Annotated in this window: 14 protein-coding genes; all 14 read left to right on the top strand. The window is 41.8% G+C overall.

Translation table 11 applies throughout. From position 1 onward, the window contains the following. Nucleotides 1-26 precede the first annotated feature (26 nt). The 14 genes from EL17_RS10710 (at nt 27) to EL17_RS10645 (ending at nt 24,604) form a co-directional block, all read left to right on the top strand. The gene (locus tag EL17_RS10710) at nt 27-3,020 is read left to right on the top strand and encodes a SusC/RagA family TonB-linked outer membrane protein (protein ID WP_035073737.1); all 2,994 of its coding nucleotides are present in this window, start codon (nt 27-29) and stop codon (nt 3,018-3,020) included. 21 nt (nt 3,021-3,041) lie between these two features. Beyond that, nucleotides 3,042-4,805, top strand: a complete 1,764-nt coding sequence (locus tag EL17_RS10705; protein ID WP_035073734.1) for a RagB/SusD family nutrient uptake outer membrane protein — start codon at nt 3,042-3,044, stop codon at nt 4,803-4,805. 45 nt (nt 4,806-4,850) lie between these two features. Then, nucleotides 4,851-5,879: a DUF5627 domain-containing protein gene (locus tag EL17_RS10700; RefSeq protein ID WP_035073731.1), complete on the top strand. Its 1,029-nt coding sequence runs from the start codon at nt 4,851-4,853 to the stop codon at nt 5,877-5,879. A gap of 27 nt (nt 5,880-5,906) precedes the next feature. Beyond that, nucleotides 5,907-8,015, top strand: coding sequence for an endo-1,4-beta-xylanase (locus EL17_RS10695; RefSeq protein ID WP_164675055.1), 2,109 nt, complete (start codon nt 5,907-5,909; stop codon nt 8,013-8,015). Nucleotides 8,016-8,850: 835 nt separating this feature from the next. Then, entirely contained in the window at nt 8,851-9,999 is a 1,149-nt protein-coding gene (locus EL17_RS10690; RefSeq protein ID WP_035073725.1) for an endo-1,4-beta-xylanase, read from the top strand. Between the two features lie 82 nt (nt 10,000-10,081). After that, the gene (locus tag EL17_RS10685) at nt 10,082-11,650 is read left to right on the top strand and encodes a glycoside hydrolase family 43 protein (protein WP_035073722.1); all 1,569 of its coding nucleotides are present in this window, start codon (nt 10,082-10,084) and stop codon (nt 11,648-11,650) included. Nucleotides 11,651-11,913: 263 nt separating this feature from the next. Beyond that, nucleotides 11,914-14,418, top strand: coding sequence for a glycoside hydrolase family 95 protein (locus EL17_RS10680; RefSeq protein WP_051719948.1), 2,505 nt, complete (start codon nt 11,914-11,916; stop codon nt 14,416-14,418). Nucleotides 14,419-14,447: 29 nt separating this feature from the next. Next, complete coding sequence (locus EL17_RS10675) at nt 14,448-15,260, top strand: sialate O-acetylesterase (RefSeq protein WP_240485975.1); 813 nt, start codon at nt 14,448-14,450, stop codon at nt 15,258-15,260. A 34-nt stretch (nt 15,261-15,294) separates the two neighbouring features. Continuing rightward, nucleotides 15,295-17,034 carry a glycoside hydrolase family 43 protein gene (locus EL17_RS10670; RefSeq protein WP_035073717.1) on the top strand — a complete coding sequence of 580 codons (1,740 nt, stop codon included), beginning with the start codon at nt 15,295-15,297 and terminating at the stop codon, nt 17,032-17,034. A gap of 249 nt (nt 17,035-17,283) precedes the next feature. After that, nucleotides 17,284-18,396, top strand: a complete 1,113-nt coding sequence (locus tag EL17_RS10665) for an alpha/beta hydrolase (protein WP_035074038.1) — start codon at nt 17,284-17,286, stop codon at nt 18,394-18,396. A gap of 12 nt (nt 18,397-18,408) precedes the next feature. Beyond that, nucleotides 18,409-19,617, top strand: coding sequence for an esterase (locus EL17_RS10660; RefSeq protein WP_035073714.1), 1,209 nt, complete (start codon nt 18,409-18,411; stop codon nt 19,615-19,617). Nucleotides 19,618-19,715: 98 nt separating this feature from the next. Next, entirely contained in the window at nt 19,716-21,671 is a 1,956-nt protein-coding gene (locus tag EL17_RS10655) for a glycoside hydrolase family 97 protein (RefSeq protein ID WP_051719947.1), read from the top strand. Between the two features lie 30 nt (nt 21,672-21,701). Beyond that, nucleotides 21,702-23,066 (top strand): glycoside hydrolase family 43 protein, encoded by a 1,365-nt coding sequence (locus tag EL17_RS10650; RefSeq protein WP_035073711.1) that lies wholly within the window; start codon nt 21,702-21,704, stop codon nt 23,064-23,066. A gap of 59 nt (nt 23,067-23,125) precedes the next feature. Next, nucleotides 23,126-24,604: a Gfo/Idh/MocA family oxidoreductase gene (locus EL17_RS10645; RefSeq protein WP_035073698.1), complete on the top strand. Its 1,479-nt coding sequence runs from the start codon at nt 23,126-23,128 to the stop codon at nt 24,602-24,604. Nucleotides 24,605-24,635 lie beyond the last annotated feature (31 nt).

Below are 24,635 nucleotides of genomic sequence, written 5' to 3'. Positions count from 1 at the left end.
TCAATCATTTTAACTAGAAGAATATTATGAGATATATAAATATAGGAGTAGTTATGTGTATCTGGGTGGCTCTTTTTCCACCTGAATTATTTGCTCAGACAGAGAAAGAGATTGACGCCCATACCCTGTATATAAGTGACAATGGCGCACCGGTTTATAAATCGGGAATACCGAAAGGGCTTCAAGCGGATAAAAATAAAGCTAATTCGGTAAAATGGTTGCCTTCATTAGGCCTTTCACTGAGTATTGATACTACCCGGGTTACTGATACAGTCAATCAGGTAGGTTACGTAATAAGCCCTGATCAGGATGGTTTAGTACAGATGCCTTTCCGTAGAGTCAGTCCACAGCAGTCATTAGGCACTGTTTCTCATGTGAATATGCCTGAAATATTAGATAAAAATTATATCACTCATAGTCTGGCAGATATGGAAGCTTTTGTTGGAGGTTTTAACGGAAACCTGTGGGGATTTGATGAATACTTATTGTTAGTAGATGGCGTGCCTCGGGATGTGGGCAGTGTAATGCCAACAGAAATTGCCCAGATTACATTCCTAAAAGGTGTTGCCGCTGTGGTATTATATGGCAGCCGGGCAGCAAAAGGGGTCATCATGATAACTACTAAAAGAGGTGAAGAGGGTGAGTTAAGGATTTCAGTTCGTACCAATGCCGGAATTCATGCTCCCAGAAGGTTTCCCAAATACTTAGGCTCCGCGGAATATATGACCCTGTACAATGAAGCCAGAGCGAATGACGGGTTAGGCCAGTTATACGCTCAGGATGATATATATCATCATGCTGCAGGAACTAATCCTTATAGGTATCCCAATGTAGATTTTTATTCTCCTGAATATCTGCAAAAAACATACAGTCGATATGATGCCACTGTAGAAATAGCGGGAGGCAATGAAAATGCTAAATATTATACCAATATAGGCTATTGGAATGAGGGATCCCTTTTGGATTTCGGTCAGGCTCAGCACAATATGAATGAAAGGTTAAATATTAGAGGCAATGTGGATATGAGAATCAGCAAGCATATCAGTGCTTTCGCAGATGCGGCCATATTCTTTTATAACGGCAAAGGAGTAAATACTGATTATTGGGCAAATGCTGCCACTAGAAGGCCGCATCGATTTGTACCTTTAATCCCGATTAGTGCGATAGAAGAAGGGGATCAGGCTTCCTCTAATTTAGTACAGAACTCAGACCATATCATTGAGGGGAGGTATATCTTGGGAGGAACCCAGTTAGAACAAAACAACCCATTTGCAGATATCTATGCAGGGGGATCCAATCAATTTACCAGTAGGCAATTTCAATTCAATACAGGAGTGAATGCTGATCTGGATAATGTACTTGAAGGCTTGTCTTTCAATTCCACATTTGGAGTGGATTATGCTACATCCTATAATCTTTCTTTTAATAATGATTATGCCGTATATGAGGCCACTTGGAACAATTATGCCGGGATAGATCAGATAAGTAGCCTGACCAGATACGGGCAGGATGCCAGTACCAGGACTCAGAATATTAGTGATCCTTGGTTTCGTCAAACACTATCGTTCAACGCACAATTAAATTATCTTAAGCAGGTAAACAGCAGGCATAACTTTTCTGCCATGCTTATAGCTGGGGGATTTCAGCAAAGCATATCTGGAATTTACCACCGGGTGAGCAATGCAAATTTAGGATTGCATTTGGGATATAATTTCCAGGAAAAATATTTTGCAGAATTTAATGGGGCTGTCATTCATTCAGCTAGGCTACCGGAACATAATAGACAGGCTTTTTCTCCCACAATAACTTTAGGTTGGAGAATCAGTAATGAGGATTTTATGGCTTCAGCAGCTGGTGTGGATTATCTGAATCTATCTGTATCAGCGGGGATACTGCATACAGATTTAGATATAGAAGATTATTATCTGTATGAAAGTATATATAGGCAGACTGATGGTGCCTGGTATACTTGGAGAGATGGGCTAAACAATAGCAGTACAGATGTAAGAAGGGGTGAAAATCCAGACATGACCTTTCCTAAAAGGGAAGAATTGAGTGTATCACTGGACGGTTCTTTTTTTAATAACCTTATCACCTTCAGGGGATCTGCTTATATCAACCAGATGACCGGATTGCTTATCCAAAATACCGCCTTATATCCTAACTATTTTTCTACCGGATGGCCGACTTCGTCTTTTATTCCTTATGTTAACTATAATAATGATCAAAGGGCAGGTATTGATTATAATATCAATCTGAACAAGAGGATTAGGGAAGTCAACTGGTCTTTAGGTTTGACTGGTTTATATTTTACCACAAAGGCCACAAGGAGGGCGGAGATTTTTCAAGATGGTTACCAGAATAGAGAAGGTAGACCACTGGATGCGCTGTTTGGCCTACAGAGTGATGGTTTCTTTAAAGATATGAATGATATAGAAAGCTCACCTAATCAGCTGTTTGGTGAAGTGAGGCCAGGAGATATCAAATATGTCGATCAAAATGGGGACGGTATCATCAATGCCCAAGATGAAGTATACCTGGGAAGGGGTGGATGGTATGGAGCACCCTTAACCGGAGGGGTTACACTGACAGCAAATTGGAAGAATTTCACCTTCTTCGCTCTGGGAGTGGCCCGTATGGGAGGACATGCCATGAGAAGCGGTTCTTATTTCTGGATGAGCGGTGAAGATAAATATTCCGAAGTAGTACGTGACCGATGGACCGAAGAGACCAGTGATACCGCTACCTACCCTCGTCTGACTACTTTAAATGGAAACAATAACTTCAGAAATTCTGATTTCTGGCTTTACAGCACCAATAGATTTGATCTCAGCAGGGTTCAGCTTTCCTATAACTTTCCATCTAACTATCTGGAAAACACATTTGTAAGGGAGTTAGGTGCATATATAAACGGTGCTAATTTATTGATTGTATCCCCTAACCGGGAAATCATGGAAATGAATGTGGGAGGTGCTCCACAGACTAGGTTCTTTAATATAGGGCTCAGAGCAATGTTTTAACAAGATTTAAATTTAAAGAAAATGAATAAATATAAACTATTCTTGGTTTCCTGCATCCTCTTGCTGTCCAGTTGTGTAGATCTTTTTGAACCAGCCATTCAAAATAATCGCGATGTAGAATCCATGTACGGTGAACCGAGGTTTGCTCAGGGAATCATCATTAATGGTTATGTCAGAATACCTACCAATAGCTGGTCATTCAATGATATGGCAACTGATGATGCTGTTAGTAACAGTGAGACTAATCCCTATTTTACAGTAGCTACCGGACAGTGGGCTGCGGATAATAATCCATTGGACCAATGGACCAATTCCCGAGCAGCAATTCAATACCTCAATATCATGCTGGATGAAGTAGAGAGGGTATCCTGGAGCGAAGATGAAGTGGTAAGGAACATGTTCAATGACCGTATAAAGGGAGAAGCATATGGACTGAGGGCTTTGTTTATGTTCCATTTGTTACAGGCACATGGTGGAAGAGTAGGTGGTGAGCTGCTGGGAGTGCCCTTGGTTTTGGAACCTGAAGGGACTGCCTCTCTTTTTAATATTCCTCGAGCCACCTTTGAGCAAAGTATGCAGCAATTGTACGAAGATGTAGAAAGCGCATTGGACCTTCTTCCCATGGATTATAACAATATAGGAAATACCCAGCAGATACCTGAAAAATACCGGGCTGCAGGTGCCGACGCTGATGATTACAACAGAGTTTTTGGGCAAGATGCCAGACAGTTAATGAGTGGCCGGATAGTAAGGGCCATCAGAGCACAGGCAGCTTTATTGGCGGCAAGTCCTGCTTTTAGCAGCAGCAATTCTACCAGATGGGAAGATGCTGCCAATTATGCTGCAGAAGTGATTGATCTCAATGGGGGACTGTCTGGACTGGCTCCAAATGGAGTTACCTGGTTCACAAATACAGGAGAGATCAATGCTATAGGTTCTGGTATCAACCCACCAGAGATTCTATGGCGGACAGACCTACAGGGCCCTAATAATGATTTGGAATCCCAACATTACCCTCCAACACTCTTTGGAAATGGTTTACTCAATCCTACCCAAAACCTGGTAAATGCTTTTCCGATGGCTAATGGTTATCCAGTCACACATCCAGCTAGTAATTATGACCAAGCTGATCCCTATTCCAACAGAGATCCACGATTGCGTCATTTCATAATTGTAAATGGTGGGACCGCCGGTCCAAACAATACTGTGGTGCGTACAGCACTAGATGCCGGTACCATTGATGGATTCAATCAGGTAGAGACGTCTACCCGCACAGGTTATTATATGCGAAAATTGCTTCGCCAGGATGTAAATTTAGATCCGGTCTCAACTAATTCCCAGCTGCGCTACAAACCTAGGATAAGATATACAGAAATATACCTCATATACGCTGAGGCCGCAAATGAAGCTTGGGGGCCTCTAGGTACAGGTGGAAATGGCTATTCAGCATATGATGTAATCAAAGCTATCCGTACCCGCGCGGGCATAGGCACTGATAATGGAGATGCCTACCTGGAATCTATTAAAGGCGATCAGACTGCTATGAGGGAAATGATAAGGAATGAGCGAAGATTAGAACTTTGTTTTGAGGGTTTCAGGTTTTGGGATCTGCGGCGTTGGATGTCCAATCTCACAGAACCCGCCCAAGGTGTACGTATTCAAAATAGCGTTCATCAATATGTCCAAGTGGAAAACCGGGTATTTGGTGACCATATGATATATGGGCCTATTCCTTTAAGCGAACTCCTGAAATTCAATGCCCTCCAACAAAATTCCGGATGGTGATCATAGGGCAGCTCGATCAAATCTCTTATTATAAAAACACACATCATGAAAAATAAATTTTACATATATATCATCCTAGCTGTTTTCTTTGTTTCCTGTCAGAATGAGGATTGGGATTTTCCTGATTTCGATTATCAGACTGTTTATTTTGCCCACCAGTATCCAGTGAGAACCATCACCTTAGGAGAAGATATCTTTGACACATCTATGGATAATGAGTGGAAATTCAGAATCATGGCTACTACAGGCGGTGTGTATTCTAATAATGCTGACATTCGGCTGGATTTCACTGTAGACAATTCCCTGTTGGAAGGCGTGGTATTTGGTGACAGTGGGGAGGAAATACGACCTATGCCCTCTACCTATTACGGAATACTTTCTGAAAATATTATCATTCCTAGAGGTAGTCTGATTGGAGGAGTGGAAATACAACTCACCGAAGCTTTTTTTAATGATCCATTGGCGATCAGAAACACTTATGTGATCCCCATGGTGATATCCAATGTAGTGAATGCAGACTCCATACTATCCGGGAATCCTTTGGTAAATAATCCCCGCAAAATTGTGGAAGCTGATTGGGTATCAGCCCCTAAAGATTTTACTTTATATGCAGTCAAATATATCAACCCTTGGCATGGTTTCTACCTTCGACGCGGAGTGGATGTCATCACTGGCAAAAATGGGAACAATGATTTGAATGATACTGTCATTAGACGGGCAGAATATGTGGAGCAAGATGAAATAAACAATTTAAATACCTATTCACTGCGGCAGGTTGAATTCCCTTTATCCTTTCAGGATTCAGGTGGGCAGAATATACAGGCTAATTTACTTCTTACTTTTGATGCAGAAGAAAACTGTACGGTGACCGCAGCCTCAGGAGATTTTACAGCTTCAGGTACTGGTAGTTTTGTGAAAAGGGGAGAAAGGAACAGTTGGGGAGCACAAGATAGAGATGCGCTCTATCTAAATTACCAAATAGATTTAGAGGACATGAACATCCAGGTGACAGACACTTTAGTAATGAGAAATAGGGGAGTGGCTATGGAAACCTTTTCTCCAATGTTGAGGTAATTTTCTGCTTTTAAAAATATGAAGACTATGAAAATAAACAATATATGGCTTTATGCACTGGGTACCCTGCTGGCAATCTCATGTGCAGACCTGGATCCTCTGGATTTCCATGTAGAAATACCTGAAAATGTGGCAATGCAGGAGGAGATAAATGCCTATGATCACCTGGTCAATTACCTGACTAATGAAGGGGACCAAGGATTCAAAATAGGCACATCCGTAAGTCAGTCCCAATATATGAATAGGGATGTACTGTTCAGACTTATAAATAACAATTTCAATGAGGTCAACCTCGATCTGGGTATGACACATGGCGCAGTCGTTCAGTCTAACGGAAGCCATAATCTGGTTAATGTACTTGAATTTCTTTCCTTGGCAGAAGAGCAGGGGTTATCTCCGTTTGGGCATACCTTGGTTTGGCATTCCAATCAAAATGCCTCTTATATCAATGGTTTGCTAGCTCCTTTGGTAGTAAATTCTCCACCCTATGTGAATTCTTTGAATAAAACAGGTTTATCAGACGGTACTTTTCAGGACTGGTCATATAGCCCAGGGAGGAATAATGTATCCGTGGTAGATAATGAAGGAATGGGCGGAAGTTCTAAAGCAATTCAACTCTTTTCAGGGCCTAACGCCAGTTCTCCGACTGATTTGCAGTTGGTGACTCCGTCTATATCAGTCATACCTGGCAATGACTATGAAATAGTGATATACATAAAATCTGACATTCCAGGAGAAGGACGTCTTACTTTTGAAGGATTAATCAATAATGAACCTCAAATAGACTGGATGAATACCGGAGAGATTTCCGAAACCTTCATGACCAATTTATCATGGAGTGAAATTAGATTTGAGGTAAGGGATTTTGAAGGAGATTCCTTTAGAATCAAATTTGATATGGGTTATACTCCAAATGTAACCTATCATATTGATTTGGAAAACCTCTATGTATATGATACAGATGGTGAACCGCTTGTAAATAACCTGATATCTGATGGTGACTTTGAAACCGGTACAGCATGGGGGGGATGGGGAAATAATTCTATAAGGGGAGTCACTCCTGATGGTCAGGGTGTAAATAATTCAGGACGTGCTTTTTATGTCACTAATCCCTCCACCACTGGTGGGTTTTGGGAAGTCCAGACGGTATATGAATTTTCAGAACCTTTACAAATGGGAGAAACCTATAACCTTAGCTTTTGGGTAAAGGGTGATGCTACAGGTGTGATAAGACCAGAAATACAAAGCCCCGATTATTCATCCAATGGATTTGGGCAGGTATATGTAACTGATGAATGGCAGTATGTATCCCTTACGGCTACAGCTTCAGCAGCAGATAGAGGAAGATTGATCATCAGTTATGGTGAATTTGCAGGCACTGTATACCTGGATGAGTTTGTACTGAGCAGTTCTACTGTGCAGGGGGGCTCTACTACTATAGTAGAAAGAACTCCGGAAGAAAAACGTCAGATAGTAAGTACTGAAATGGAAAACTGGATATCAGGTATAGTGCCTGCCGCCTCTGCATATGTTAGCGCATGGAATGTAGTAAATGAACCTATGGATGACAACAATCCATCCCAACTAAGAAGTGGACTTCAGGGAGCAGGGAGTGGGCAGTTTTTCTGGCAGGATTACCTAGGAAGAGATTATGGTATACTGGCGTTCAATTTGGCAAGGGTGCATGGGAATAATGATGATCTATTATTTATCAGTGATCATAATTTAGAAAGCAATTTGGATAAGTGTAGGGGTCTGATAGAATATGTGAGGTATTTGGATAACAATGGCGCCTTGGTGGATGGCATTGGCACACATATGCGTTTGAACCTAAGCTCAAGTACCGAACAGATAGCAGAGATGTTTAGATTGCTGGCAGCTACAGGTAAGCTGATCAAAATTACAAACTTATCAGTGTCTCTTGGCACAGGACAGCCTACCCCTGTGATGCTCATGCAGCAAGCAGATATGTATCAGGATGTTTTAAGGCTGTACAAGGAGCATGTACCAGTCCAGCAGCGGTATGGGGTTACTATTGGAGGGGTTACAGATGGGGCTGATTATGGTTACTTGTGGAGTCCCAACTTTACCCGTAAACCTGCTTATGCAGGATTTGCCGAAGGGTTAAAAAATTGAATTTTTGGGTTAGTGTAGTGCAGTGCTGGTATAGAGAAATAGGTTAGAAAAGCCGATTTCTCTATTGCTAGCCTTTCATTCCAGTTTACAAGTGGTCTATAGCCTAAACCGGGAATAAGGTATAGAGAAGTTTAAATGTGATAGAGAAAAAAAAATGGCAATGGAGTCGGTGGAGAAGTGGTATTACGGGGGTTTTATCATTTTCTTCATCACTTCATTGTTTATCATTATTGCTGAAGTAAAGGTTGATATTTTAGCTATTGGTACCTAATAAAATCATTAACACTTTAAGTAACAAAAAGAAAAGTCAATCAAATTGATCTTTTTGTTTGGATTGGGAATTCCAAATTTAGATCTTAAATGGAAAGAAAAAACCAGGAAAAGTATATTATAAAAAAACCTTTAGAGATCATAAACTTATCTTCCTTTATAATTGCCGAGCTTAAAGGTGAAATAAAGCTAAGTTTAAGTTAGAATATTTAAAATGGTCATATAAAATCGAGCATGAGGAAAACCTCACACACCGGAAGGATTATAACTATGAGAGATTCCATCTGACCAATAAAGAACAATTATAAACAGATGAAATCGAGCATGAAGTAAACTACACACCCTGCGATGATTATATCAATGGCTAGATTCCACCCCGACCTCTGGTATGGGGCTAGTTCTGACTTTTGATGAAAAATATAAACAGTAGAAGCCATTCATGACAATAACGTGATAAACAGGTATGATTGATAAGTAAGAGCGGGTACCTTTATTCACGGTAATGATAAGTAATCTTTATATAACTATATATAAACTTTAATATTAATAACTAATTATATCAATAATGAAGATGACTATTTGGAGTAAGTTCATAGTAGCAATTCCATTGGCTGTGATCCTGCTAATAGGGTTAAGCTGTATGGTGAAAACTGAAAAAAGAGCCGATAATACCTTAAAAGATGCCTTCGAGGGCAAGTTTTATATAGGGGCAGCTTTGAGTGCCAACCATATCAATGATGAAGGTCAAGCTTCTATGCAAGTTCTAAAAAATCATTTTAATTCTATCGTAGCAGAAAACGTGATGAAAAGTGGAATGATACAGGTAAGGGAAGGGGAATTTAATTTTGATCAAGCAGATAAGTTTATCGAAATCGGCAAAAAGAATGATTTCCATATTGTAGGTCACACTTTGATATGGCATTCACAAGCACCTAGATGGTTTTTTACAGATGATGAAGGTAATGATGTTAGCCCTGAGGTTTTGTCAAAACGGATGGAAACACATATCAAAACAGTAGTTGGTCGATATAAGGGTCAGGTTAAAGGCTGGGATGTGGTCAATGAAGCCATCCTAGATGATGGTTCTTGGAGACAGAGTAAATTTTATGAAATATTGGGCGAAGATTTTATGAAACTTGCCTTTCAATATGCCCATGAAGCTGATCCAGAAGCAGAGCTTTATTATAATGATTACTCTATGGCCAATCCTGGCAAAAGAAATGGAGTGGTGAACATGGTCAAAAAATTACAGGACCAGGGGGTCAAGATTGATGGAATAGGCATGCAGGGTCACGTAGGCTTAGAATATCCCACCATAGAAGCATTTGAAAAAAGCATATTGGCCTTTTCAGATTTGGGAGTTACCGTAATGATAACAGAATTGGACCTAAGTGTTCTGCCCTCTCCAAAAAGAGATATGGGTGCCGAAGTTTCCACTAATGTAGCATATCAAAAAAGCCTGAACCCTTATACGGAGGGTTTACCTGATTCTGTTCAAAATCAATTTGATGAGCGATATCTAGCATTTTTTAAATTGTTTCTGGATCACCATGATAAGATTTCGCGAGTGACTTTATGGGGAATAAACGATGGGGATTCTTGGAAAAATGGGTGGCCTGTAAGGGGGAGGACTGATTATCCGCTTCTATTTAATAGAGATAATACGCCAAAAAGCGTCGTGAAGGATATTGTTCAACTAGCATCGCAATATTAAACCATACCTATTAATCTATTGTACCATGTAGCGCCATATACACTTTTGTATATGGCCTGCCTTTAATATTTAATTTATATAGATGTATCATTTCTATACAATCGCCTTGATTGCCTTCGTAATAAACGGCGCAGCTACGCTATCCTCATATGGACAAAAAGCAATTAACCCGATCATCCATGCAGATGTGCCAGATATTTCTATGATACGCGTGGACGACACCTATTATATGAGCAGTACCACCATGCACATGAATCCCGGTGTGCCCATAATGAAATCCAAAGATTTGGTCAACTGGGAAATAGTAAGTTATGCATCTACATCCTTGGGATCTACAGATGATTTGAAATTAGAAAATGGTAAGGACATGTATGGGAAAGGCTCATGGGCGAGTAGTCTGAGGTATCATGAAGGGATTTTTTATGTAAGTACATTTTCTGGTAATACAGGCAAAACATATATATATTCTACTGAAAACATAGAGGAAGGGCCTTGGAAAACCATAGAATTCAAACCTTCCATGCACGACCATACTTTGTTTTTTGAAGAGGGCAAGGCGTATTTGATTTGGGGCGCAGGTACCATTAAAATAGTGGAATTGAAAAGCGACTTAAGTGGAATCATACCCGATTCAGAGCAAGTACTGATAGAAAATGCGAACGATCCCATTCAGGAGGAGATCATGTTACCTGCCGAAGGGTCTCAGATGTTTAAGGTAAAAGACAAATACTATCTGTTCAACATTGCATGGCCACGGGGAGGTATGCGGACAGTGATCATACATAGGGCGGATAGTTTAAAAGGACCATATAAAGGAAAGATAGCCCTACAGGACAAAGGTGTAGCCCAGGGAGGATTGATCGATACACCAGAAGGTGATTGGTATGCCTTTCTGTTTCGGGACAATGGGGCCGTGGGTAGGATTCCCTATTTAGTCCCCATAACATGGAAAGCCGGATGGCCTGAAATCGGCGTGGAAGGTGTGGTTCCGATGGAATTAGACAACCTGCCGATAAATAAAGGGCTTGTTCCCGGTATAGTAGCTTCGGATAATTTTAAGAGAAAGAAGGGTGAACGAGCGCTTCCTTTGGTATGGCAATGGAACCATAATCCTGTAGATAAACTATGGTCTATCAATGGTAAAAAAGGATATCTCAGCATGAAAACCGACCGAATAGATAAGGATCTATTAGCCGCCAGAAATACCCTGACGCAACGTACCATAGGCCCTGAAAGCATGGGGACCATAAAAATAGATGTCTCAGATATGAAGGAGGGAGATCTAGCCGGGCTGACTTTATTGCAGAAAGACTATGGTTTTATCGGGGTTCAGGTTCAGAAAGGGCAAAAAAAGCTGGTGATGAAAAAAGCAACTGAAGAGAAGGAAAAAGAGATAGCATCTATTGAGTTTTCTGGGGAATCTGTGTTGCTCAGAGCTGTCTGTGATTTTAAGGATGCAAAAGATGAAGCCACCTTCTTTTACAGCACCAATGGAAAACAGTGGAAGCAGCTGGGCGATGTCCTCCAGATGAAATACACATTGCCACACTTTATGGGGTACCGGTTTGGCCTTTTCTATTTTGCTACAGAAGAACCTGGGGGACAGGTGAAGTTTGATCATTACGAGATCGATGATCAAATAACCTATTAAAAGGGAATTTACAGGAACTACGGGTCAGAGGAAATATGGTTAGCATAAGTGCACTTTAAATGAGATCAAGTAAGGCGTCACTCTATTAAGGAAGCTTAAAAGACGCTGATAAGTAAGTAGATACGCAAGTGATGTTCCATAGTGACCTTCGGTAAGGAACAAATTTGGATTTAGAAAAAAATAATAGAAACGTCACTACCGTATCGAATAAGTTTGGATAGTCCTATTTAAGTATATAAAAAAACAGTTAAACCATAGCCGAATTGAAATTAGTAAAATATACATCAAACAAAAACGCAGTTATATTCTTGCGGGTAATTTATTGCATAGGACTGAGTATGGGGGGTGTTTTTCAAGCCAATGCCCAGCATCAAAAGGAGAATACTGATATGAAGCTCTGGTATGGTCATCCGGCTCAGCGTTGGGTAGAAGCTTTGCCTGTTGGAAATGGAAGACTGGGGGCCATGATATTTGGAAATCCGCAGGATGAGGTCATACAGCTCAATGAGAATACATTTTACGCAGGGCAGCCTTACCGAAATGATAACCCGGATGCTTTAAAAAGATTAGGAGATGTACGTGACCTTGTTTTCGATGGGAAATACGTAGCGGCCCAAAAAATGGTTGATGATAATTTTTTCAGAGGACCCCATGGGATGCCTTACCAGACGATAGGTAATCTCAGACTTACTTATAAAGATCAAACTGAAGTAGAAAATTATTATAGAGAACTGGATATTGAAAATGCTATAGTGTCCAACCACTTTAAAAAGTCTGGGATTAATTATGCTACCAAAGTACTGTCTTCCCACCCGGATCAGGTCATAGTAGCTCACCTCACAGCTGACCAATCAGGTGCTATCAGCTTTTCTGCTTCCATGGACCGGCCAGGTGAATTTGACTTCCGCGTGATAGGTAACGACCTATTGGAAATGTCCGGTACTTCCACCGACCATGAAGGGATCGAAGGTGCAGTAACGTTTGTCGCCAATGTAAAATTTGTTCCTAAAGGGGGAAGCATTCGGGCAGACCAGAATAAGATAGAAATAGCAAATGCTGATGAAGTGACGATATTTATATCTATTGCTACGAATTTTGTTAATTATAGAGATATTTCTGGAGATGCTTCATCCAGAGCTATATCTTATTTAAACAAAGTTGTTTCCAAGTCATTTGAAAAAGTATATACAGATCATGTGGCGGATCACCGACTACATTTTGATCGGGTAAAATTGGATTTGGGACGTACAGGGGCTGCTGATTTACCCACAGATGTAAGAGTTGAGCAGTTTGCCCAAGGTAATGATCCACAACTGGTTTCTTTGTATTTCCAGTTTGGCAGGTACCTGTTGATAGCCGCCTCCAGGTCTGGAGGACAGCCGGCCAATCTGCAAGGTATCTGGAATGATCAGTTATATCCTGCCTGGGATAGTAAGTATACAGTCAATATTAATGCAGAGATGAACTATTGGCCTGCCGAGATCTCTAATCTTACGGAATTACATGAGCCATTCATCCAGATGGTAAAGGACCTTTCAGAAACTGGCCAAAAAACTGCAAAAGATATGTATGGGGCTAGAGGATGGGTCCTGCATCACAATACCGACCTGTGGAGGATCACCGGCCCTGTGGATTTTGCAGAGGCAGGGATGTGGCCTTTAGGGGGAGCATGGGTTTCCCAGCACCTTTTTGAAAAATATGATTTTTCCGGTGATCAGACCTACTTGGCGTCTGTCTATCCGGTAGCTAAACAGGCGGCCATGTTCTTTCTGGATTATTTGGTAGAAGATCCCCATACGGGATACCTGGTGGTAACGCCATCCACGTCTCCTGAAAATGTTCCCCATCAATTTCATAATTCAGCAGTGGCTGCCGGTAATACAATGGACAATCAGCTGCTTTTTGATTTATTTACCCGGACCATAGAGGCTGCTAAAATCCTGGGTGATCAAGATATAGTGATCAAAGAAATGGAAGAAAAGTTAGCCAGGCTTCCACCCATGCAGACTGGAAGCTGGGGCCAGCTACAGGAGTGGCAGAAAGACTGGGATAATCCAAAGGATAACCATAGACATGTATCCCATCTATATGGCCTGTACCCCTCTAACCAAATATCTCCATACAGAACTCCTGAACTATTTAGTGCGGCCAAAACATCCCTCCAAGCGCGTGGGGATGAATCCACCGGCTGGTCTATGGGATGGAAAGTGAACCTATGGGCCAGATTTCTAGACGGTAACCATGCCTATAAGTTGATCAAAGATCAGCTGAGCCCAGCCATACTTCCTGACGGCAAGCAGAAGGGTGGGACCTATCCAAATCTATTTGACTCACACCCGCCTTTCCAAATAGACGGAAACTTTGGATGTACCGCGGGTATAGCAGAAATGCTGATGCAAAGTCATGATGGCGCTATCCATATATTATCGGCCATTCCAGATGAGTGGAGCAAGGGTTCGGTAAGTGGATTGAGGGCTCGTGGCGGTTTTGAGATTGGTATCGAGTGGGATGACCACCATCCCAAAGAGATCAATATATTATCAAACCTGGGAGGAGTTTGCCGAATCAGGTCTTACTATCCATTAGAGGGAGAAGGCCTGAAGGAAGCAGAAGGTGATAATCCCAATCAATTCTATCAATTACCGGACATCAAAAAACCAATAATTAAAGATATGGACAGGATTCAGGATATTGAATTAAGACCTATTTATGAATATGATATTAAGACAGAGCCAGGGCAAAACTATAGCATTTATAGCAAGAAGTAATGATGAGAAAATTAAGTAAAATAAAAATTATGCTGTTAACATGCCTCTTATTAAACTATGGCTTAACAGCAAGCGCACAGGATGAAAATTTCTATGTTTTCTTGAGTTTTGGCCAGTCCAATATGGAGGGGTTTGCAAAGTTTGAAGAGCAGGATACTATAAAAGATGAGCGCTTTAAGGTATTGCAGGCTGTGGACTGTGAGAATCTGGGAAGGGAGCGGGGGCAGTGGTATCCGGCCACTGCACCGCTGACCAGATGCCACACCGGTTTGGGTCCGGCTGATTATTTTGGAAGAACCCTGACAGCAAATCTGCCCAAGGATATCAAAATAGGTATCATCAATGTCTCGGTAGGCGGTACCAGAATAGAGCTTTTTGAAAAGAACTATGAAGAATACGTGGCCTCTTCCCCTGACTGGCTGCAGAATATAGTAAAAGAGTATGATGGAGATCCGTATGGGAGACTGATAGAACTGGCCAAAATCGCACAAAATGATGGGGTTATCAAGGGTATTTTACTTCATCAGGGAGAATCCAATACTGGGGACCAAACCTGGCCATTTAAAGTGAAAGGGGTATATGAAAATATCCTTAGCGATCTGGGATTGGAACCGGATTCTCTTCCCTTGATAGCAGGTGAAATGGTAAGTGAAGCCCAAGGTGGTAAGTGTGCCAGTATGAACCCCCTCATTCACACTCTGCCTACCGTGATTCCAAATGCCTATGTGGTCTCATCAGCTGAATGCGATGCGGTAGAGGATGGTTTGCATTTTTCGGCTGCGGGGTACCGGGAGTTGGGCAAAAGGTATGGGATGCAGATGCTTGCTCTGTTGGGTTATTAAAAATTTTATGATTTCTTAAAATAAATAAGTTTAAATGAAAAATCTCAAGTTGATTATGTTAGCCTTTTTGGCAGTTGTTTTATTCTCATATGAAGGATATGGACAGCGCAAAAAGAAGAATTCCCCTGTGTTCTCAAAAGTAGTCTATGAAGGGAAAGACCAGGTTTATATAGACAATCCTTTATCAGAGAATGAATTCTATAATCCCATTATTCAAGGTGCTTACCCTGATCCGGCTATCACCAGAAAAGGGGATGACTATTATATGGTGCACTCTACCTTTGCGATGTTTCCGGGTGTTCCGATTTTCCATTCCAAAGATTTGGTCAATTGGAGACAGATCGGGCATGTATTGGACAGAAAGTCACAGTTAAAGGTACACGATACAGGTATCAGTGCTGGGATATTTGCCCCGGATATCAATTATAATTCTAATAATGATACCTTCTACATGATCGTCACCCAGTTTGCCGGAGGTATAGGTAATATGGTAGTGAAAACCAAAGATCCTCTGCAGGGCTGGAGTGATCCATATAAACTTAACTTTGAAGGAATAGACCCTGCCTTATTCTTTGATGAAGATGGCAAAGCATATGTGGTCCATAATGACGCACCTAATGAAGGGGAAGAGAGGTATGAAGGACATCGCGTTATTAAAATATGGGAATATGATCTTGAAGCTGATCAGGTAGTAGCCGGAACTGACAAAATCATAGTAGATGGAGGGGTAGACCCAGCTAAAAATCCTATATGGATAGAAGCGCCACATATTTATAAAAAGAACAACAGATATTACCTGATGTGTGCTGAAGGTGGTACCGGAGGAAATCACAGCGAAGTGATCTTTGCCAGTGATGATGTGATGGGGCCTTATGTACCTGCACCATCCAATCCTATATTGACTCAGCGGTATTTTGGGGATAATAGAAAAAACCGAGTGGACTGGGCAGGCCATGCTGATCTGGTACAGGGGCCTGATGATAAATATTATGGTGTCTTTCTAGGTATAAGACCAAATGACAAGGGTAGGGTGAATACCGGAAGGGAGACCTTTATTCTTCCAGTGGACTGGTCCGGTGAATGGCCTGTATTTGAAAATGGTCTAATTCCAATGGAGCCCAAGTTAAAGGTGCCGGAAGGTGTAACCAATAAAAGAGGTGAAGAAGGGTTTTTTCCAAACGGAAACTTTACCTATACAGAAGATTTTAATTCAAAAGACCTTGATTACAGATGGATAGGCTTGAGAGGTCCAAGAGAAGATTTTATTGAGTATACAAATAGAGGGTTAAAGATCAATCCATTTGCAGTGAACATCAAAGAAGTAAAGCCTACTTCTACTTTATTCAAACGTCAGATGCACAAAAATTTTTCCTTCACTACTACATTGGACTTTAAACCACAGTCCGAGAAAGAATTGGCAGGGATAGTATGTTTGCAGAGTGAAGCCTTTAATTATGTTTTTGGAGTTACCAGAGTAGGAAAAGATTACATGTTGGTATTGGAGCGGACAGAGGGTAAAGGACAGGGTAGAAACCGTACGGTTAGTTCCGAGATATTAGCTTCTACCAACATTGACCTATCTAAGCCTATAACCTTACAGGTAAAGGCAACAGGAGACGACTATGAGTTTGGCTATTCATTAGATGGCCAGGATTTTAGAAATCTGGGCGGTACGGTTTCGGGAGATATTTTATCCACCAATGTGGCCGGAGGTTTTACAGGGACATTATTAGGTATTTATGCGACTACCGCAAATGATGCCATTCCTGATTAATCAGCCTTTTTTTGGGGGGTCATTTAAGTTATTTATCTGATAGAAGATTATTAATTTCTTGAGTGACACCAATTAGAATTCAATTTAATATATCATGATTTTCCATGTCTGCAAGGGTGATGTGCAGGCATGGAATTCACATAAAGTAACGGTTCTTTAGTCCCGTATAGCATCACTGTCTACAGTTAGATGGTCAACACAGGATTTCACTACTTATCGATCTTAAATTAAACCTAAAAACCTATGACTATGATTAAAAAATCGATCTTTGGGGGGATTTTTCTGTGTTTTTTGAGCTCAGTATCCTTTGCCCAAAACAATGCTATCATTGAAGATTTTAAACCATCCAGTTTAAACCAGCCGGGTAAGGAATATCCAATGGTTAACTCCCAAGGATATGCCAGGTTTCGCATAGAAGCCCCCGAGGCCAAAAGCATTAAGGTCAGTCTTGGTTTAGGCGGCAGCGGAGGGACCGTCCTTACCCAGCAGGCTGACAGTACCTGGATGGGAACTACCGAAGGCCCTATGGATGAAGGCTTTCATTATTACAATATCACAGTGGACGGTGGGAAATTTAATGATCCCGGTGCACTCAATTTTTATGGTTCTACCCGGTGGGAAAGCGGTATTGAAATCCCTGCGCACGATGAAGATTTTTATGCACTGAAAGATGTACCTCATGGACATGTACAGCAGATTCTTTTTCCTTCTAAAAGTACCGGCACCTCCCGAAGGGCTTTTGTGTATACACCGCCGGGTTATGGGAATGATGTAAACAAAAGCTATCCCGTGCTATACCTGCAGCATGGCTGGGGAGAAGATGAGACAGCCTGGACCAACCAGGGCCGTGCTAATCTTATCATGGATAACCTGATAGCAGAAAAAAATCTGGAGCCGTTTATCATCGTAATGACCTATGGAATGACAAATGAAATCAAATTTGGCGGTTTAAGGGATTTTGATATCACTCCTTTTCAGACGGTGTTGGTTGATGAATTGATTCCGTATATAGATACTAATTTTAGAACAATCGCAGATCAGGAGCATCGGGCTATGGCAGGACTTTCTATGGGTGGCATGGAGACCAAGATGATCACCATGAACAAACCTGAGGTCTTTTCGCACTATGCACTAATGAGTGGTGGAGTGTTTGCACCGGAGGAGGTAGAAAACCATTCAGGGCTCAAATTAATATTTATCAGCAGCGGCAGTAAAGAAAATCCGGATAGGGTAATTCAGGCAGGGAAAAAACTGCAGGATGCAGGTATCAATGCGGTAACATATGTATCAGATAAAACGGCCCACGAGTTTTTGACATGGCGTCGAAGTCTATATCAGCTGGCACCTTTACTATTTCAATAATCCCATATAGATATGAATATTAGGTGCATTAAAAATAATTTATTTCAGTTTATTACGCTCCTTTTAATAACTATTGTACATAAAGGAATAGCGCAACAGGCTAACGTCAACCTTGATTATAACCCTCAAAAAGATACAGAAGGGCTTATTCCTTTCTCCGCTCCCCTAAACTCACCGGAAGTCCATGACGACCAAACTGTCACCTTTCGGCTAAAAGCGCCAAAAGCCCAGGATGTCAAATTGGCCGGGGGTGCTTTACTCATGTGGCTGGGAAGGGGAAATGAACAGGTCCCCTTTGTAAAAGGAGAAGATGGAATCTGGACCCTGACTGTTGGTCCGATCAGGCCTGATATGTATGCTTATCACTTTAATGTGGATGGCATGCAGATCACTGATCCTAGTAATACTTATGCAGCCTTTACTGCCATGCCTCCGTACAGTCAGTTGATCGTCCATGGAGATGGGCCTGCTTATTACGATGCTAAGAATGTACCTCACGGTAATGTTGCCAGACATGTCTATCATTCAGAAGTAACTGAGGGAGAGCGTGAAATGTATGTCTACACCCCGCCGGGATATGATCCAAAGAAGACCTATCCTGTATTATATTTAACGGGTGGTAGCGGAGAATTGCCCTCCAACTGGATCTATGATGGTAGGGTGAATTTTATCATGGATAACTTACTGGCCGAAAACAAAGCTATGCCTATGCTGATCGCTATTACTAATAATCAGGTGGTACATCGTAATCATCCCCAACATGCAGAATTAACTTTTGATGTCTTTGAGAAAGAACTCCGAAATCATGTGATCCCTTTGGTAGACCAAAACTACAGCACAGTAAAGTCTCCCAATGGTAGAGCGCTTTCGGGATTATCCATGGGTGGAAGGCACAGTATGTTTATCGGGTTTCGGTCCCTTGACCTTTTCGCTAATTTCGGGATTCTAAGTGCAGGGGATACAGAGGCAGAGACATCATTGAGGGAGTTCTTGAATGATCCCAACATCAATGACCAAGTGGATTACCTGTTTGTCGGCCAGGGTACAGAGGAAGCGAAAGGTTTTTTTGGTGCAAGGGTCAAATCATTAATTGAGGCACTGGAGAATCATCAAATTGAGCACGAGTATTATGTAGGTGGCCACGGCGGTCATGACTGGTCTACCTGGCGGCACCTATTATATGAAAAATTTCTTCCCAATCTATGGGAAAAAAATCAATAGCAACATCATCAGTTAAAGGAATATATTACGCCTCTTTAAGCAGGTGACTTAGATGGAGAAATGTGAGGGATCTAATTGAAAATTAATACTATACAAATATGTTATCATCTACTATTACGAAAATATGTTTTGCTTTTTGTTTATTATTTACATCATTTTTAGCCCTAGCCCAGGATAAGAAAACCGTATCCAGTCCCGATGGCAAGCTTAGTATAGATATATCTATGGTGAGTGGCAAACCGATGTATTCGGTATCATATAATCAGCATGTAATGCTGGAAAACTCCCCGCTTGGCCTGGTAACCAATGAGGGCGATTTTACCAGGGATATGAGCTTTGTGAGTTCCTCTCCAGATCAAGTAGAAAAATCCTATAGTCAGGATAGGATAAAAGTCTCGGATAAAGAATATAAAGCCAATACGCTTACTTATATCATCAAAAATCAGGAAGACAAGGAAATATCGATCCATTTTCAGGTCAGTGATAATGATATAGCCTTTAGATATGAACTGCCAAAGTGGGGGGAAACCAGAGCGGCTGTTGTGGAAAGTGAAGTTACCGGATTCCGTTTTCCTTCGGATTCCAAAGCATTTTTATCTTCGATGATGAAGCCGATGACCGGATTTGCCCGGACGGCCCCAAGCTATGAAGCCGGTTATACTGTAGAGACACCTTTGGAAAATACCAACGCCCAATATGGTTATGTTTTTCCCGGATTATTTGAGATTGCAGATAGGGGTTGGGTGTTACTGTCCGAAACCGGAGTGGGAAGTACTTCTAATGCTGCTCACTTAAGCCGCTTTGAGAATGGCCTGTATACTGTCCAGTATCCACAGATGGAACAGAACAATGGCTTCGCCAGTACAGGTACACAGTTAGGATTGCCCGGTCATACTGCGTGGAGGACCATTACCGTAGGTGAATCTTTAAAGCCTATAGTAGAAACCACTATCCCTTTTGATGTGGTAGAACCCCTGTATGAGGCTTCACAACCTTACCGCTTTGGTAAAGGCACGTGGAGCTGGATAGTCTGGCAGGACAACAGCATGAACTATGATGATCAGGTCAAGTATATCGACCTGGCTGCAGAAATGGATTTTGAGTACATCCTGATCGATGCCTGGTGGGATGCAAATATCGGTTATCAGAGAATGGAGGAATTGATACAATATGCCGGCGCGAAGGGTGTCGATGTATTCCTTTGGTATAATTCAAACGGGGCAGCCAATGATGCCTTTCAGACGCCTTTGAACAAAATGAATACTGCCTTTGCCAGAAAGGAAGAAATGAAATGGCTTCAGCGTGTCGGTGTTAAAGGCATTAAAGTGGACTTCTTTGGCGGTGACAAACAGGAGACCATGCGCCTGTATGAAGATATTCTGGTAGAGGCAAATGAACATGGACTGATGGTCATCTTTCATGGAGCTACTCTGCCGAGAGGATGGGAGAGAATGTATCCCAATTTTGTGGGAAGTGAAGCCGTCATAGCTTCCGAGATGCTGATCTTCGTACAGGATGTTAGAGAAAAAGAGGCTTTATATGCAACCCTGCACCCCTTTATCCGAAATACAGTGGGGAGCATGGAATATGGCGGTGTGCTTTTGAATAAATTCCTGAACCGTGGAAATGAAAAGGGCCAGGAGCGATTGACTACCGATATTTTTCAGTTGGCTACAGGAGTGCTGTTCCAGAATCCCGTTCAGATGTTTGGACTTACGCCGAATAATCTGACTGAATTGCCTGCTTTTGAGCTCGATTTTCTAAGAAAACTGCCGACTACCTGGGATGAAACCCTTTACATAGACGGTTATCCCGGAAAGTATACTGTGATCGCCAGAAGGAGTGGAGAACACTGGTATATAGCAGGTGTCAATGCTGAGGAAGCGGTCAAAACCTTGACGTTAAAACTACCCATGCTAAACGGTAAAAAAGTTTCTATATATAACGATGATAAGAAAAGGCAACCTACCCTAAGTTCGATAAACATTAAGAAAGGGGGAGAAGTCACCGTTTCCATCCAACCTAGAGGAGGCTTTGTCATCACAGATCATTAAGCTATATAACCTTATTAAACCTATTTCCCAATGAAACATAATTTTGGTATATATTTCCTTTTTGGAGCTTTATTAATACAGACAGAAAATAGCTTTGGGCAAAACCCAATAGTACAGACAGCATACACGGCCGACCCGGCACCGATGGTGTACAATGATAAAGTATATCTATATACTTCTCATGATGAGGATGAATCCACCTGGTTTACGATGAACGATTGGAGGCTATATACCACCAGTGATATGGTCAACTGGACTGATCATGGAGCTATTTTAACTTATAAAGATTTTGTCTGGGGCAAAATGAATGCTTGGGCACCACAGTGTATAGAGCGGAATGGCAAGTTTTTCATGTATGTACCGATCACCGACCGGGAAAACAGAAATGGTATCGGCGTGGCTGTGGCTGATAGCCCTTATGGACCTTTTATAGATCCTTTGGGCAAACCTTTGATCAGCAATACCATGGCAGACATAGATCCTACAGTCTTTGTGGATGATGATGGACAGGCCTATTTATTATGGGGAAACCCCGAGTGCTATTGGGTTCAATTAAATGAAGATATGATTTCTCTCCAGGGGGAGGTAGGTAAATTTCCTAACACTGTAGCGTCTTTTGGTAAAAGGGAAGGAGATGATCCCAAAAGGCCCACCACTTATGAAGAAGGTCCGTGGCTTTATAAGAGAAATGATCTGTATTACTTGCTATTTGCGGCAGGTCCTATTCCTGAGCATATCGGCTACTCCACCGGCCCAAGTCCTACAGGTCCATGGAAATATCAGGGCGTATTGATGCCTACCGAAGGAAGTAGCTTTACCAATCACCCTGCTATCATAGATTTTAGAGACAAAACATATTTTTTCTATCACAATGGAGCCCTGCCCGGCGGCGGTGGTTTTACCAGATCCGTAGCCGTAGAGGAAGTTACCTTCAATGAAGATGGGACCATACTGCCTATGAAGATGACTGAAGGCATCACGGAAAGCCTAGGGTCCATCAATCCCTATTTAAAAAACGAAGCGGAGACCATAGCCTGGTCCGAGGGCGTAAAAGCAAAGCACAATGATGTGGTCGGAAACTTCATCACCGCAAAGGAGAATGATGCTTACACCAAAGTGGTCGGGGTGGATTTCAGGGAGGACGGCCCATCCAGATTTACAGCTAGAGTGGGCACTACTCACAACAGTGATGTAAGTATGGAAATCAGGCTAGGGAGCAAAGATGGTGAGCTGATTGCGTCCATAAACGTGCCCAATACAGGAGGCGATGACAGGTGGACTTTGGTCAGTACAGACGTAAAAAATGTCAGTGGCGTGCATGATCTATTTTTTGTTTTTAAAGGAAAAGCAAAAACCAATATCTTGTACTTCGATTATTGGACGTTTACACGGTGAGTTACTGGTTTATTCAATATTATTAGTAGCTTTAAGAATACCTACCAAAAATACTGACTATGAAAAATGATAAACCCAGTTCAACTGAAACGCAAAAAGCCAGGAGAGATTTTTTGAAAAAGAGTGCATTGGCTTTCGGTGCTATTCAAATTATACCCAGCCACGTATTATTTTCCAAACCGGAGATCAAAAACAGGGCGGGGAAAATAGTGCAGATGGCTTCAAAAGTTCCCAGTGATAGGATTAACCTAGCGTGTATAGGGATAGGAAACCGTGGAGAGCAGGTGGTCAATGAGTTTGGCAAAACAGGGATGTCAAATGTAGTAGCCCTCTGTGATGTGGACATGGGAGCTCCACATACAGTTGCTATAATGGAAAAGTATCCCAAAGCAAAGCATTTTAAAGATTTCAGGGAGCTTTTTGATCAAAATGAACTCAAATATGACGCGGCGGTAATATGTACCCCGGATTTTTCGCATTTCCCCATCACCATGCATGCCATGGCCTCTGGCAGACCGGTATTTGTGGAGAAGCCTATGGCACGGACTTTTCAGGAAGTAGAACTGATGATGCGTGCTGCCAAAAAATATGGCGTAGTCACACAAATGGGTAACCAAGGGCATTCTGAGGCCAATGCTTTTCAGTTTAAATCATGGGTGGATGCTGGGATCATTAAAGATGTACATGCCATCACCTGCCATATGAACAGCAGAAGAAGGTGGCACGGATGGGATACTACTGTGACGACATATCCCAAACCTGATCCTATACCTGATACATTGGATTGGGACCTATGGCTGACCACTGCTGAACATCATGTTTATAATAAAGATTTTGCCAATGGGCAGTGGAGGTGCTGGTATGAATTTGGAATGGGGGCTCTGGGAGACTGGGGGGCACATATCATGGATAGTTTCCACAGATACTTGGAGCTCGGACTGCCAGAAGAAATCAATGCAGTGAAATTGGAGGGTCATAATCCTCTGTTTTATCCTCAAGCCACTACTTTGGAATTTAAGTTTCCTAAAAGAGGAGATAGACCACCTGTTAATGTGTCGTGGTATGACGGATTGGAAAATTTACCGCCGCTTCCTGAAGGATACGGGAGCTCTGAACTAAGCTCCGATATACCTGCGGCTGGCACTGGGCAGATAGAAACCCGAAACCTGAATCCGGGGAAAATAATTTATACCAAGGACCTGACTTTTAAAGGAGGCTCTCATGGGAGCACGCTGTCTATTATTCCAGAAGAAGCGGCCAATGATATGAAAAGTAAGTTACCGGAAGTTCCCAAAAGCACTTCAAACCACTATGCCAATTTCCTTTTGGCAGTTAAAGGGGATGAAGAAACCAGGTCGCCTTTTGAAGTATCCGGACCTTTGAGCCAGATATTTTCACTTGGGGTATTGGCCCAGCAGATGAATACAAATTTACAATTTGATAGGGATAAAAAGGTTATCATCAATAACCCTAAGGCCAATGCGCTTCTAAATGGGGCTCCACCCAGAAAGGGATGGGAGGAATATTATAAAATTTAACTTTATCAATCACCCAAGACAATCATGGATA

Origin of the sequence: Anditalea andensis (assembly GCF_000714815.1) — a bacterium.
Classification (GTDB): domain Bacteria; phylum Bacteroidota; class Bacteroidia; order Cytophagales; family Cyclobacteriaceae; genus Anditalea; species Anditalea andensis.
This window is presented reverse-complemented; position numbering and strand designations above follow the sequence as displayed.